Source organism: Paenibacillus sp. HJGM_3, assembly GCF_045062745.1.
GTDB lineage: Bacteria > Bacillota > Bacilli > Paenibacillales > NBRC-103111 > Paenibacillus_AA.
Map to the genome: position 1 here is coordinate 107,231 of NZ_JBJGED010000025.1, position 13,358 is coordinate 120,588.

Here is a 13,358-nt window from a genome sequence, read left to right on the forward strand (position 1 = left end):
ATGGCGGCGATCAATCATTCCCAGCCCGTTACGGCGACGGACCGAATCCGCTCCATTCTCGCCGACTACGTCCCGGTCGCGGCCGGATGGCTGTCCGAGGAGGGCGGCTCGTTCCGCGACCCTTACGAGACGGAGTACAGCGAGAACTACGCGCCGGCCAATGCCGCCGTGCTGTTCGCCGCGGTGTATCGGACTACGGAGGACGCTAGCGTCCTCCGGCTTTTTCATACGGCGGTGCGGCGCTCGGTGGAGCTGCTCGGGGACAAAGCGGGCGTCGCCCCGTTCTGCCGTGTGTTCTTGATCCACTACAGCCTGATGGCGATGCTGCTGCTCGAGGACGAGGAGCGCGAAGAAGCCGTACGGCGGTACGGGCCGTTCCTGGCCGGCTATGAAGACGACTGTGCGATCGTGAATACGAACTGCGCCGCCCTGCAGTGGGGCACGGAGCTGTTCCTCGATACGCTCGGGATTCGGGAGGCGTCTCTCCCCCATCTCAGCCGCAGGCTGGCGTTTATCGAACAGGCTCAGCTCGAGTCCGGCTTCATCAATGACGAAGTGAACGAGCGGGAGGTGCTGGACGGCATGCCGATCCCGTATCATGCGTTCACGCTGTTCCTGTTGGCCGGCCCGTTCGCCTTGCTGCCGGACTGGAAGAGCCGGCACGAGCGAGAGCGCGTCGCGGCCGAGCTGCTCATGTCCCGCGGCCTCGACTGGCTCGAGCAGGCGATCTCGGCCGACGGCACGTTCGCGATGGTCGAACGCAGCAGCCATCAGACGTTCACATGGGGGGCGTTCGTCGCGCTATATGCCGGTTCCGGGCTGGAAGATGAAGGCCTGCTGGACCGGGCAGTCGCGGCTTGGCTGCCCTACCGGCATGCCGACGGTACTTACGGCTGCACGCCCAACGTGCTGCCCCATTCGCTGCGGACCGGGTACGAGAGCTACACGCATCTGAACATGTACAACCTGCTCGGGCTCACCGGTCTGGCTGTGGCGGCGCGGCTGTTGGAGCGCGGGCTCCGCTTCCGCACGGCGCATGAGCTGCCCGCCGCGAACCGCTATGTCGACGCCGCCAGCGGGTACGCCTTCTACCGGCGCGGCGACGCCTTCTTCGCCTGCACGCTGCGGATGCACAATCGGCGCTACACCCCTGCCCTGCAGGGGTTCCAGTTCCGATTGGGCGGACGCGCGCTGCCCCTGGCCGAGCCGCGCCTGCCGGGCGGCGCGGCGGATAGTGCCAGACGCCTCGACGAGGGCGTCTGGGAAGGGTACTTGCTCCGCCGGGCGGACGGCGGAGCGGCGTATCCCGACACGACGCGGAACGCGGCCGTGTCGGCGACGGAGGACGAGGACGGGTTCACCCTCGTCCTCGAGGACGCGCACGTCCGCTGCACGAAGGCGATCCGCCTGCTCGCGGACGGCTTCGCCTGGGACTATCGGCTGGAGCTGCTGCAGCCGATCGTCTCGTGCGAGCACGTGCTGCCGCTCGTCGTGCACGACGGCCGGCACGCCCTGCACGTGCGCGAAGACAGCCCGCAGCGGCTGACGCTCGCCTGGGCGGGCGACCGCTACGCGCTCGAGTGCGATGCCGCCGTCCGCATGGGCATGCGGCTCGAGCGCTCGCTCCTGTCGCCCTCCGGCGTCGCCGCGCAGCTGCGCATCGAGCTCACCGTGCCGTCGGAGGCGGCCGGGGCTGTATGCGACGGCTCGTCCGGCGGCAACGAGCCGCTCGCCGTCATCGCCTGGCGCACGACGCTGCGCAGGCTACCTTAATACCCGCCCGCACAAAAAGCCGGCTTGTCGACAGAGCGGTTCTGTTCGACAAGCCGGCTTTTTGGCATCACACCGGCAATTCGCAGTAACCATTCGTGTCCTGAATGGTGACGGCCGTGACCTTCCCATGATCCGGCAGCTGCAACGTGCTTGATCCGGTTTTGACGGAAATGAGGGCGGTCTCGTTATATCCGGGCGCAGCCTCGTTAAGGATGCACCTTTCGGCCATCGGGATCGGGTCCGAATCGGATCGCCTCATCGTGAATGTATTGTTGTGCACATGTACGCTCGTACCCGAGCTCGCCCGGAATAACCGGATGCCCCACTGGTCATGCACCTTGCACACGAACGTATTGGCCGAGATTTCAACATTCCGCAAATCCCCGATATCCTCGCAATCCAAACAGATCCCGTAAGCCGCATTCGGTTCATTGGCTGAGAAGTCTTTGATCGTATTCCCTTTGATGATCATGCCATGCTGATCGCCTCGGACGACGACCGCCTGCTGAAAGCCTTTGATCAAGTTACCTTGAATCGTCAGATCAAAATTGGTGCTGATCCGTCCTCGAATCACGCTCGTACGCAGCTCGATGCCGATCTGACCCTGGCGTCCCTCCAGCCAATTCCCTTGGATCAAGCCGCTGTTCGTCTGATTGGAGATGACGATGGCGGCGCGGACCTGATCCTTGATCGTATTGCCCTCGACCAGGAAATCCTGGGTGCGCTGATTGACGTCGCGTCCCATGCCGAAGCCCTGGATGGAGAACCCGTCGAAGTTGTTTTCCAGCACGTTGCTGACTGCGATCGGCTTCCTGGCGCCGCATAGGCGGACGGCGTGCTGGGAGCTCATCTTGATGAAGTTGCCCTGAATGAGACATTCCTCGCCGCGAATAATTTCGATGCCCGAGCCTTCCGCCGTGTTGACGATGATGTTGTACAGGAGCTTGGTACCGAATGAGTTGGTTTCCGCGCGAATTCCGGCATCGTCGCAATTGTCCAACCAGCAATGCTCGATGACCGATCGCTTCGCTCCGATGATGCGAATGCCGTGAACCTCCGAGTCTTCCCCGTAGTAGACGTCGGGGCTGCAAACGTTTTTGACTTGCAAGTGCCCGATATAAACATCGTTCGCCCGGGAGGTGAGTTGGATGCCGGGGCCAAGCGCCTGGAACTGGATCACCGTGGACGTTTTGCCCGCCCCTCGAATGACCGTGGCCGCTCCCGGTTTCAAGGGTTGGGCGCACATATAGGTGCCCGGAGGAAGATGCATCTCGTTGCCTGCCGCCCGGTCGAACGCCGCCTGCAGAGCCGCCGAATCGTCGTGTCCGACATACACGCCTGCTGCCATTTGGGGAGCGGGACGGTCCAGTGTAATCGTGCGGCCGCTTACGTCCGCGATCTCAGCGAGTAAGGAGCTGCCGAACTGGACGACCTCCAGCCTGCCTGTCGCTCCGGTAGCGGCGGATTCGTAACGGGCGGTTTCCCCCTTCCCGGCTCCTTCCCGCTTGGCGACGAAAAACACTACGTTCGAATTCGCATATCCGCCAGGTATCCAATGCTCGTAAGCTTGATCTCGCCAATTCGCCGCGATGCTCCTGGCGCTCGTCCGAGTTCCCTTCTTCATCGACAGCTCGATTTCGACGCCAGTGCGTTGACTGTACGCATACGAGTTGCGTCTAGGCCCCGGCTCCACCGACGTGAGCTGCACCGTATCGGTTCCAACCGCGCCGCCGTTCGTCCAGCCTTCAAAAAACCAGTCGCGGATCCGGTCCGCGATCTCCACCGCACTCTCCCCCGCTTTGACAGGGATCAAAAACTCCACGGTATCGAGAACGATCGCTATGTAGCCGGAAGTCGAGCAACCCCGGGCAAGGCGCAGCGTCACGGTTTCGCCCATTACCGCAATGTCCATAGTCCGGACCGGTTCCCCGGGAAGGTTCAGTTCGATTACACCGCCGGCTTTGGGCTCCTCCTCGATCACGAGCGAGAGCACTTCCCTGCACGGTTCGCCAGCTCCTGCAATCAGAATGCCTTGGCCGGCTTCGAAATCGATCGGTTCATCCAGTACGAGGCGGCTCGTCCCCGATTCGATCGTACCCATCGTCCACTTGGACGAACCGGACAAGCGGCTAAGGGAACTCGTTGTATCCTTCTTCAATTGTATCCCTCCCAGCGGATTCAAAAGTTTGCGAGATTTATCTATAATGTACATAACGACTACCTTCAAGGGGGGTTCGCTCATGCAGAACGGCAAACAAAGAAAACGTTTACGGCTGCAAACGGAAATCGATGTGACGGACCTGTACACCTTTTACTATTTCGAGCTGCCCAAACAATATATGTCCGAGATCGAGCAGTACGAATTCTGGGTCATGAGCTATATGGACAATGGCGAAATGCGGATTGGCCTGGAAGGCGAGGAGCGGCTGCTCCGACAGGGCGAATTGACCCTCTTCAAGCCCGGCACCCCGCATCAAGTGAAATCGTCCAACCATAGTGCGCCGAATGTGATGATCGTCTCTTTCGAGTGCCACTCGCCGGGTATCGCCTGCTTAGGGAACCAATCGCTCGCCTTGACGGATTCCGAGAAGCGGCTGCTCTCCATTATTTTGCAGGAGGCAAACCGTGCGTTCGAGCTGAAAACGCAAGACGGCGAAATCGTCAGAAGCCTGAATCCTCCCTTCGGCGGCGAGCAAATGATCAAAAACGTCCTGGAGCTTCTTCTGGTGCAGCTGGTCAGACGTACAGCCCCCCAAAGCCGCGCCGCCGCTCCGTCATCGGCAGTCAAGTCGACCAAGGACAACGGAACGATCGCCGAAATCATGCAATTTATGAAAAAACGATTGTCCGGCCAAGTAACAACCGAAGAAATCGGGAGAACGTTCGGGATCGGGAAAGCTCAGCTGTACGCCGCTTTCAAAGCCCAAACAGGCTACGGCATCATGGAATATTTCAAGCTGCTGAAGATCGAAGAGGCGAAGCGGCTCATTCGGGAAGAAAATCGAACGATTACCGAAATTGCCGCCATCCTCGACTTCAACAATGTGCAGTACTTTTCCAAGCAGTTCAAGCAGTTAACCGGCATGAAGCCGACGGAATATGCCAGGACGGTGCCCGCCCAGTTCGGCCGGGGCAATTTGGAGCTGCCGCTCAGGTCCACCTAGCCCGAATGCTAGCTAGGCTCACAGGCGATTCGCCGAAGCCGTCAACGTGCCCGTTCCTCCGTCCAGGAACGAAGCCGTCTCGCCCCCATCCAGCATATCATTGTTCGTGACCAGATTCGCTGTGCAATCCGATGTTTGAATCCGGATCCCGTACTGAGCCCGAATGGTCCCAAGTCCCTTACGGACCGTATTCATCTGCACGTTGTTGGACCCGCTGTTCTCCATGAACAGCATATTGGCATATGCATTGTGGGCGGTCTGACTATTGCCGATGCAGGTGTTGGACAGCACCTCGTTGTGGTGGGATTCTTTTCTCAGCCATAGTCCCGCCTGCTTGTTGCCGCTGCACGTGTTGCGCTCGATTTTATTGTAAGACGCCTGCCACAGCTGGATGCCGTACTCGTTGTCCGTACAGAGGTTGCCCGAGAGTTCGTTGAATTGACTCGTCGTGCCGACCAGTCGAATCCCGTACAAATTCCCGTTCGTGCGGTTATCCGCGATCCTGGCATATTGGATATATGTAGCGCCGATCCCTTCCTGAGCGTTGTTCATGCACACATTGTCGCGGAAAGCATTATAGCGTATTTTGGACGTTGCGGTGCCTTCAATGGAAATCCCTTTGCCCCCGTTGCGGTTGACCGTGTTCCCGACGACATCGTTATGCTCGGTCAGGATGGAACGGGTGTTGATCGCGATGCGAATGCCCATATCCTTGTTGTCGCTGCAAGTGTTGAACAGCACTTTGTTGTGGGAGCCGCTTCGAATCTGAATGCCCCGTATATTCCGCAAGCAAGTGTTCGATTCGAGGGTGATTTGGCGTGCGTTCGTATCCGTCGTCCCGTAAATGCCGATCCCGCTTCCCGCGTTGTCGTTGCACTCGCAGCCGATTACGGCGAAATCGGTGACGACCACCGTGCTGTTCGGCTCGAGGTCGATTCCGCTCTGCGGCTCGGTTCCGTTCGTCTTGTTGAACCGGCTCGCGAACGCGATGCCGCCAATACATGCGGTCACCGACATCCCCTGCCTGCGGTTGTTTTCGCATGTCACATGCAGGATCTTCACATGCTCGCATTCGATACGCGGGTTTTGGCTGTCATCCGTCCCTATATAGATGCCGTCTCCCCAGCAATCTCGGACGATCGTATCGCGCACCGTGACGTTACGGCTGCTGCGGATCGAAATGCCCATTCCCCACTCGCCGGTCGTCCCTAGATGACCATACCGCTCGCCGATGATGGTTCCGCCCTGGATCGTGACGTTCTCCTTATTGATAATATTGATGACCGCGAATCGTTCCTTGTCGTTCGGAATCGCCGTCAGGACGGCGCCAGGAGACATCAGCACTGTCGTGTTGCTAGCCGGCCGGAGCTCGCGAACCGCATCGACCCGATACGTACCGTCCTCGATATATACCGACCCGCCGGCCGCCGGAACGGCGTCCAGGGCATGCTGGATCGCGGTCGTATCGTCCGCGGCACCGTCCCCCTTGGCCCCGAACCATCGGGCGTGAATCGCTTCGCCGTAATGGCGCTTGAACCGGGCGCCGGAGGCGGTAACCAGGATCGTTCCCGTATTGTCCGCCGATGACGGATCGACCGCGTCCCGATAAAACCATCCCTGCTGACCGGGGTCGGTGATGAAATAGACCGTTTCCGGGTCCGTTGCCGTATTCGCCCGCAATTCGGCTATGGTAGCCGTGACACAGCACGACCCTAACGTAAACGGGCCTTGTCCCCCGGGTCCATATACCGCCTTCGACACCGAATCATGCCCCCCGCTGCTGGCTTGAAGCAGAGGCAAGTTGTACAAGGCCGTTGCGGCCCCGGCCATGCCAAGCGAGAGAAGCAGCTTTCTGCGGCTTATGGCTCCTGTCTGTCCGGATCTGTCTCGCGCTTCGCCTTCATGCGGATCTTCGTTCGCCATCATTACCCGCCTCCTCTTATTTGCTTGCGCGCTTCGCGTCGGCCACCGCTTTGTCCGCCTTTTCTGCCGCCGTGCGCAGCGACGTGTTTATATCCGCCGTTCCCATGATCACGTCGTATGGAACGTTCTTGAACACATTCTCCACAGTCAGCTGGTAAGGGGATATTTTCGTCATCGGAGCAAATGTATTGTAGAAGATCGCCTGCCAGTTTTTATCCTTGAATGCCGAGTTTTGCCCGTACGCTTTTTTCACATCGGCATCGTTGATCACCGGCATGATCCCGTCCCGTGAGTAGCCCTCCTGCACTTCCTTCGAGGTCAAATAATCGATGGCGAGCATGGCCGCCTCTTTGTTTTGGGCCATGGACGTAATGCCCATCAAATACGGGGTGGCTTGCGAGCCCACTTTCGGCTTCTCCTTGAAGGTCGGCAGAGCCACGAGATCCCAATTCACCTTCTCGATTTCTTTCGGCACCGTGAACGGGAATTGAGAATTGAACACGAACATGGCGAGCTCCTGCGAATCCGTAAATTCGGTCCGGTAAGGAATGCGTTTGAGCTCGGAGACGCGGGTTTTGTAGCCCTGCTCGTCGGCCGGTGCGACGAAAAACGTCTGGATCAGCTTCTTCCACTCGTCCCGTTCGAAGGTCGGCTTATCCGTGTCCGGATCGAGATAGGGCTGGGATAGAGAGTTGGACCGCAGAATGTGCGCCGGGGACGCGGCAAAGCCCAAATACCGCTTCCCGCCTTCCGTCCGATTCAGCTTTTTGGCCATTTCTATCGTATCGTCCCAAGTCATGCCGTCCTTCGGGTAAGGGACGCCGAACTTGTCGAAGAGCGTTTTATTGTAGAACAAAACCTGGGTCATGTTGGTAACCGGCAGTCCATACAGCTTGCCATCGCTCGACAGCTTCACTCCGTCGATCAGCGTCGGCTCGAATTTGCCCAGATCGACCTTCTGTTTCTTGGCCAGCTCCGTCATATCGAACTGCAGCCCGGCATTCATCGCCAGCTCGAAGAAGTTGGGCATGGAGGCGAACAGGATGTCGATGCGCTGATTTTGCGCGAGCAGCTCCGGGAGCGTCGACCCCTTAGCCGATTTGATATACTTGATCGTATAGTTCGGGAATTTTTTGCGTAAAGCGTTTCCAAAAAGGGCATCGAACGTTTCTTCGGAATCCCCGTTGTTGGAGTGGAACACCAGCTCCACAGGTTCGTTCGCGATTTGGTTGGGAGATTTCGTTTCCTCCGCACCTCCGCACGCGGCAAGGGTGGACAACAACGCCAAAATGACAATGAGTTGAATGAGGATCCCTCGTTTTCTGTACATTCCGATTCCTCCATCTCTATTTTTTACCGGACCATAATGGGGTGAAGCGATTGGAGACGGGGTATCGTAACCGGCAGCCCCGATTCGGCGGATTGCTCCGCGGCCAGGGCGATCGCCGCGCTGTCGCGCGCTCCCCACACGCCCGGCATCGTCGGCTCGCCTTTCTTCACGAGATCGACAAACGTGTTCACGATGGACAGGTCTCCGCCCCCGTGCCCTCCCGTTCTACGTTCCGGGTAATAGGTATTCAGCTCGCGGGTGTGCCGCTTCTGTACCGTAATTTTGTAATCCTGCTCATTGTTGTACAAGCCGTATATTTTGCCCTTCGTGCCGGTAAATGTGAATTCCCTCGTGTATTCCGGAGTAAAATGACATTCCGTATACGAGACGCGGACGCCGTTGTCGTAATCGATCACGACAATGCTGTTGTCGTGCACATCGCATTCCTGGGCGTATACGCACAGATCGTCCTTCAGCAAAATGCCTCCGTAATCCATCTTCACGCCGCGATTTATGTCCACATAGTACGGACAACTGTTTTGATCCGCGCAATCCCGGCATCGCTTGTCGTTCGGCTCCCGGCCTCCGAATACGTCAATGCCCCCGGAGCAATACACTTTGACGGGAGACGCGTCCACCAGCCAATTGGCCAAATCCAAAGAATGCGTCCCTTTTTCCAGCAGCAGACTCGTAATATACGCCTTCCTCCGCCGGATGCCGTGATAGTAGTAATCGCCGCCGACCGACACGTTGTCCGTCACATGGCCGATCCGGATGTCGCCGATCTCGCCTGCTCGGATCAATCGGTGCATTTCCTCCATTAGGGAGCAATAACGCAGCTCCAATCCGATCATGAATACGCGCTCCGACTCGATCCCGGCCCGGATCATCCGGTCGCAATCGGCGATCGTATCCGCCATCGGCTTCTCCAAGTACACGTGTTTCTTCGCCTGAAGCGCCGCTAGCGCGTGCTCGGCATGGGCGAAATGATTGCTGGTAATGACGACCGCGTCCAATTCGGGCATTTGCAAAAACTGCTCCAGCGATGTCGTGGCCGGGATATCCCCCAGCGTTGCTTTGGCGAAGTCCAAGCTCTCCGAACGGATGTCGCATAGCCCGACCAACCGGCAATCCGGATGTTTGCCGAAGTAGTTGCCGGCGAAGTAAACGCCGCGCTTCCCTGTCCCGAGAATGCCGATTCCGATTTTATGTGTTTTCATCGACCGTGCCGCTCCTCGAACGGCTTTTCCCTCCTTCTAAGTCTTTATAGTAATCGATTACATTACAAGTTTAGTAAATCCACCCCAAAAAAACAGTGGCGATTTTTCCGATTGTTTTATATTTTCAGCTACGGCTCGCAGGAAGTGAACCGCGGCGTCACGGCCGTCCATGACTGCGGCGAGACGTTCTCGGGCATACACGAGGAGATGGACAAGGTCAGCGGCATGATCCAGGAAGTGTCTGCCGCCGCCGAGCAAATCTCGGCCAGCTCGCAGGAGGTGACCGCCACCGTCGAGCAGCTGTCCCACATCGCCTCCGGCGCTTCGGAGAACGCGCAGAGCGTCGCCGCCGCCTCCGAGGAGCAGCTCGCGACGATGGAGGAGATCTCCGCCTCCGCCGCGGCCCTGAGCCATATGGTGCAGGAGCTGCTTGAGCTGATGGGCAAGTTCAAGGTTTAACATCGTCGAAGAGAAGGACCCGGCAGCGGTTGCCGGGTCCCTCCTTTTGCTTCTTATTCCGATTCGTTTCGGGTTAGCTGCCCCCGGCTAACGATCGCCGACATGCCGCCATTCGCGTTCTTTTGCGGAATAATCCGGATCTTCAGCTGTTTCACGCCCGCCACATTCACGTTTACGCCGGCCGCCTTATCCGACGTCATCTCCTCGCTTACATACAAGAGCTTCCCGTCCCCGAGGAGCTCATACTTGACCGCAGCCGGCTCCCCGGGCTTCGTTTGACTTAGTCCGAGCGAAGCCAAGAACCGGTTGAACTTCCCATTCAGGGCATATGTATACTCATACGAGTTCCCATAGCCCGTCAAATCGATGACCGTCATTCTCTGATGGTTCGGATCAGGCACTTCCTGCAGCCGGCTCCTGTCGCTGGAGGCTTGGACCAACAAGTTCGTCACCGGAATCGAATCGATCTTTTCCTCCACCTTCTTCACGATCTCGAATACCGGTATGGCACGCATCAAAATGACGGCCGCTTGGGCGCGAGTAACCGGCCCTTGGGGCTGAAAGCTCCCATCCGAGAACCCTGACACGATGTTTTGCTCCGCTGCGGCTGCTACGTATCTCCTCGCCATAGCCGAGATCGAGCTGGAATCGGTGAAAGAGACGGCTCCGACCGAAGGCTCGCCGCTCCGCGATTCCCCGCCCAACATCATGACGGCCATCGCCGCCTCTTCGCGCGATACCGGTTCTTGCGGCTTAAACCGGACGTTGCCGTTCGGCTGCAAGTACCCGACCATGTAAGGCATGGCCGCTTCCACATAGGGGGTAAACCAATCCGGAGCCGCAATGTCCTCGAAGGAGGGAACCGTGATCGACTCGGTTTTCAGTCCGAATGCCAGCACCAGCAGCTTGGCAAACTCCGCTCGCGTCACGAGACGGTCGGGTTGAAACGTTCCGTCGGCATACCCCTCCAGCCAGTTGCGTTCTACCATTTCCTGAATGGGAATATAAGCCCAATGTCCCGAGCTCAAGTCCGTGAAGCGTTCCGAGACCTCGATCGTGATTTGGGTCAAATGATAGCCCAGCGCAACACCTGCATCATCGTAAAGGACAGTGATGATGGTGCGATCCCCCGGTACCTGCGGGAACCCGATCCCCGCGCTGCCGCTGAAAGGAGCCGGCTTGATCCGCTGCAGCACAGCAATCAGCGTGCTTTCGGAGACGTTCGGCGAATGGAAGATGACCTCTCTTCCGAAGCGAGTGAATCCCTTCATCGACTCCGGCAGCCGCTCCCGGTCGATCATCAAGTCATACCTCCACGCGTTTCGGTCTTTCAGCACATATTCGATTCCCGTAGCAACCATCGGAGGCAGCTCCGCGGACAGCGCCGGCCCCTCGGCAAGAGCGACTCCGGCTCCAGGCAGAAGGGGCGTCACAGCGACCAACAAGAGCAGCAGCATGCGCGCCATCCCCTTTTTTAAACTTCTCACAACAGAACCCACCTCTCCAATTCTACCAATACATACCAATCCAAATTTTATCACATCCCCTCTTCCAAAAATATGATTTTCTTCGGCGTCACATATCCCGTCGGCCCTTGAATATATTGATTACAAGCCATTTTTGCAGGAGGTGCCCGTATGACGAACCCGCTGTTCATCGTCTCCCGGGAAGATTGGTCGCTGCATCGCAAAGGCTACCAGGATCAAACCCGGCACCAGCAGAAGGTACGAGAAGCGATCAAACAAAACCTGCCTGATCTCGTGACCGAAGAAAGCATCATCACCCAGCACAACCGGCAAATTATCAAAGTGCCGATCCGCAGTCTGGACGAATACCGGTTCCGCTTCAACTTCAACAAGAACAAACATGTCGGCCAAGGCGAAGGCGACAGCCAAGTGGGCGATGTGCTGGGCACGGATCCTACCCCTCAGCAAGGGCCCGGCAAAGGCGAAGGGGCAGGCGACCAGCCCGGGGACGACTACTATGAAGCCGAGGTCAGCATGGAGGAGCTCCAGTCGATGCTGTTCGAGGATCTGGAGCTGCCGCATCTCGAGGAGAAGCAGAAGGACAATATTCAGGACGAAGAGATCCGGTTCAACGATATTCGCAAAAAAGGGATTATGTCGAACATCGACAAGAAGCGGACGATTCTGGAGAACCTGCGCCGCAACGCGGAGAGCGGGAACCCGGGCATCCACCACATCTCGCCGGACGATCTGCGGTTCAAGACTTGGGAGGAAATCGTCGTCCCCCGTTCCAATGCACTCATCATCGCGATGATGGACACGTCCGGCAGCATGGGCAGCTTCGAAAAATATATCGCCCGCAGCTTCTTCTTCTGGATGACCCGCTTCCTGCGCACGAAATACGAGAAGGTGGAGATCGTGTTCATCGCGCATCATACGGAGGCGAAGGAAGTGACGGAAGAGGAATTCTTCACGAAAGGCGAGAGCGGGGGCACGATCTGCTCCTCCGCGTACCAGAAGGCGCTTGAGATCATCGACCGCCGCTATCCGCCGGCGAATTACAATATCTATCCGTTCCACTTCTCCGACGGCGACAACTTGACCTCGGACAACGAGCGCTGCGTCAAGCTGATCGAGCAGCTGCTCTCAAAGTGCAACATGTTCGGCTACGGCGAGGTGAACCAGTACAACCGCAGCAGCACGCTCATGTCCGCTTATAGGCACATCCAGATACCGAAGTTTCAGCATTGCATCATCCGCGAGAAGGGCGAGGTGTACAAAGCGCTTCGCACGTTCTTCACCAAACCGAAGGAAGCGTAATCGCGAGGTTCGATTAAAAGTAACTTGCGGCTAAAACGAACAACCGTCCGGAGAGAGACCGGACGGTTGTTCAGCTTGTAACGGAAGCGATAGAGGCGGCGCCCTGCTGGGTAGCCCATCAAGCAACTAGCCTATAGATGAAAAAATTGCCGCTATATCCCGAACGTTAGGTGTTTCCTCTAAATTAAAGGAAAATTTTGCAGCTATTCCTTGAAAACGGGCCGGAATCGGGTTCCGGCGTTCGAGAAACCCGGTCCACCGCTAACCCATACCGCCGAGCACGCTTGCCTGGGCTTCTTCCAGACTCGGCAGGCTCTGCGCGAGAAAGCAGGGGATGCCCAGCGCGCCCACAATCGGCTGAAGGAAGTCAAGCGGCTGCTCCTTGAGCGCCGCCAGCTGGGACGGGACCCGGCGAGTCTGCTCCAATAACGCCAAAAACTTGGTCGCGGCCGCCTCCCCCATCTTCGAGCGCTCGCTGAGCTCCATCGCCAGGATCTGCCCGGAGCCGTGGTCCACGACCAGGAACAGCTGCGGGAAGAACGGGCGTCCGTCCTCTCCCATCACCGGCTCCGGCATATAGACGCAGCCTAGCTCCCACGCTCCGGCGGAGGAGAGATTGGCCTTCTTCAGCTTGGCGAGGCGCAGCTCGTCAACGGCTGGAGCGGCGGAAGCGGACGGCAGGCCGGCCGCCTCAACCGCAGCC

The 13,358-nt window shown here is 58.2% G+C and carries 10 protein-coding genes; 4 read left to right on the forward strand and 6 right to left on the reverse strand.

Going from position 1 to position 13,358, the window contains the following annotated elements; translation table 11 throughout:
- Window positions 1–1,773, forward strand: a complete 1,773-nt coding sequence (locus ACI5FR_RS24625) for a hypothetical protein (protein ID WP_405459311.1) — start codon at window positions 1–3, stop codon at window positions 1,771–1,773.
- 67 nt (window positions 1,774–1,840) lie between these two features.
- Here ACI5FR_RS24625 and ACI5FR_RS24630 read toward each other — a convergent pair whose 3' ends face one another.
- A complete protein-coding gene (locus tag ACI5FR_RS24630) occupies window positions 1,841–3,931 on the reverse strand; it encodes a right-handed parallel beta-helix repeat-containing protein (RefSeq protein ID WP_405459313.1) in 2,091 nt (696 codons plus the stop codon).
- A gap of 82 nt (window positions 3,932–4,013) precedes the next feature.
- Between ACI5FR_RS24630 and ACI5FR_RS24635 the strand changes: the two genes are divergently transcribed.
- Window positions 4,014–4,937, forward strand: coding sequence for a helix-turn-helix domain-containing protein (locus ACI5FR_RS24635; RefSeq protein WP_405459315.1), 924 nt, complete (start codon window positions 4,014–4,016; stop codon window positions 4,935–4,937).
- Window positions 4,938–4,955: 18 nt separating this feature from the next.
- Here ACI5FR_RS24635 and ACI5FR_RS24640 read toward each other — a convergent pair whose 3' ends face one another.
- The 3 genes from ACI5FR_RS24640 to ACI5FR_RS24650 are packed head-to-tail and all read right to left on the reverse strand — an operon-like array spanning window position 4,956 to window position 9,410.
- Window positions 4,956–6,863, reverse strand: a complete 1,908-nt coding sequence (locus ACI5FR_RS24640) for a right-handed parallel beta-helix repeat-containing protein (protein ID WP_405459318.1) — start codon at window positions 6,861–6,863, stop codon at window positions 4,956–4,958.
- 13 nt (window positions 6,864–6,876) lie between these two features.
- Entirely contained in the window at window positions 6,877–8,190 is a 1,314-nt protein-coding gene (locus tag ACI5FR_RS24645) for an ABC transporter substrate-binding protein (protein ID WP_405459320.1), read from the reverse strand.
- Between the two features lie 23 nt (window positions 8,191–8,213).
- Entirely contained in the window at window positions 8,214–9,410 is a 1,197-nt protein-coding gene (locus ACI5FR_RS24650) for a Gfo/Idh/MocA family protein (RefSeq protein ID WP_405459321.1), read from the reverse strand.
- 111 nt (window positions 9,411–9,521) lie between these two features.
- On the opposite strand from ACI5FR_RS24650, the gene ACI5FR_RS24655 reads away from it, so the two are divergent.
- Window positions 9,522–9,869 carry a methyl-accepting chemotaxis protein gene (locus ACI5FR_RS24655; RefSeq protein ID WP_405459323.1) on the forward strand — a complete coding sequence of 116 codons (348 nt, stop codon included), beginning with the start codon at window positions 9,522–9,524 and terminating at the stop codon, window positions 9,867–9,869.
- 53 nt (window positions 9,870–9,922) lie between these two features.
- Here the strand turns inward: ACI5FR_RS24655 and ACI5FR_RS24660 are convergent, their stop codons facing one another.
- Window positions 9,923–11,356: an S-layer homology domain-containing protein gene (locus ACI5FR_RS24660; protein ID WP_405459325.1), complete on the reverse strand. Its 1,434-nt coding sequence runs from the start codon at window positions 11,354–11,356 to the stop codon at window positions 9,923–9,925.
- A 150-nt stretch (window positions 11,357–11,506) separates the two neighbouring features.
- On the opposite strand from ACI5FR_RS24660, the gene yhbH reads away from it, so the two are divergent.
- Window positions 11,507–12,655 carry a sporulation protein YhbH gene (gene yhbH / locus ACI5FR_RS24665; RefSeq protein WP_405459328.1) on the forward strand — a complete coding sequence of 383 codons (1,149 nt, stop codon included), beginning with the start codon at window positions 11,507–11,509 and terminating at the stop codon, window positions 12,653–12,655.
- A gap of 261 nt (window positions 12,656–12,916) precedes the next feature.
- Here the strand turns inward: yhbH and ACI5FR_RS24670 are convergent.
- Window positions 12,917–13,358: DUF6930 domain-containing protein (locus ACI5FR_RS24670; RefSeq protein ID WP_405459331.1), on the reverse strand; the 442-nt coding region annotated here is incomplete at its 5' end.

Coding starts and splice junctions, on each gene's coding strand:
- ACI5FR_RS24645 (WP_405459320.1), bottom strand. CDS start 8,190: ATGTACAGAAAACGAGGGATCCTCATTCAACTCATTGTCATTTTGGCG.
- ACI5FR_RS24625 (WP_405459311.1), top strand. CDS start 1: ATGGCGGCGATCAATCATTCCCAGCCCGTTACGGCGACGGACCGAATC.
- ACI5FR_RS24640 (WP_405459318.1), bottom strand. CDS start 6,863: ATGATGGCGAACGAAGATCCGCATGAAGGCGAAGCGCGAGACAGATCC.
- ACI5FR_RS24650 (WP_405459321.1), bottom strand. CDS start 9,410: ATGAAAACACATAAAATCGGAATCGGCATTCTCGGGACAGGGAAGCGC.
- ACI5FR_RS24635 (WP_405459315.1), top strand. CDS start 4,014: ATGCAGAACGGCAAACAAAGAAAACGTTTACGGCTGCAAACGGAAATC.
- yhbH (WP_405459328.1), top strand. CDS start 11,507: ATGACGAACCCGCTGTTCATCGTCTCCCGGGAAGATTGGTCGCTGCAT.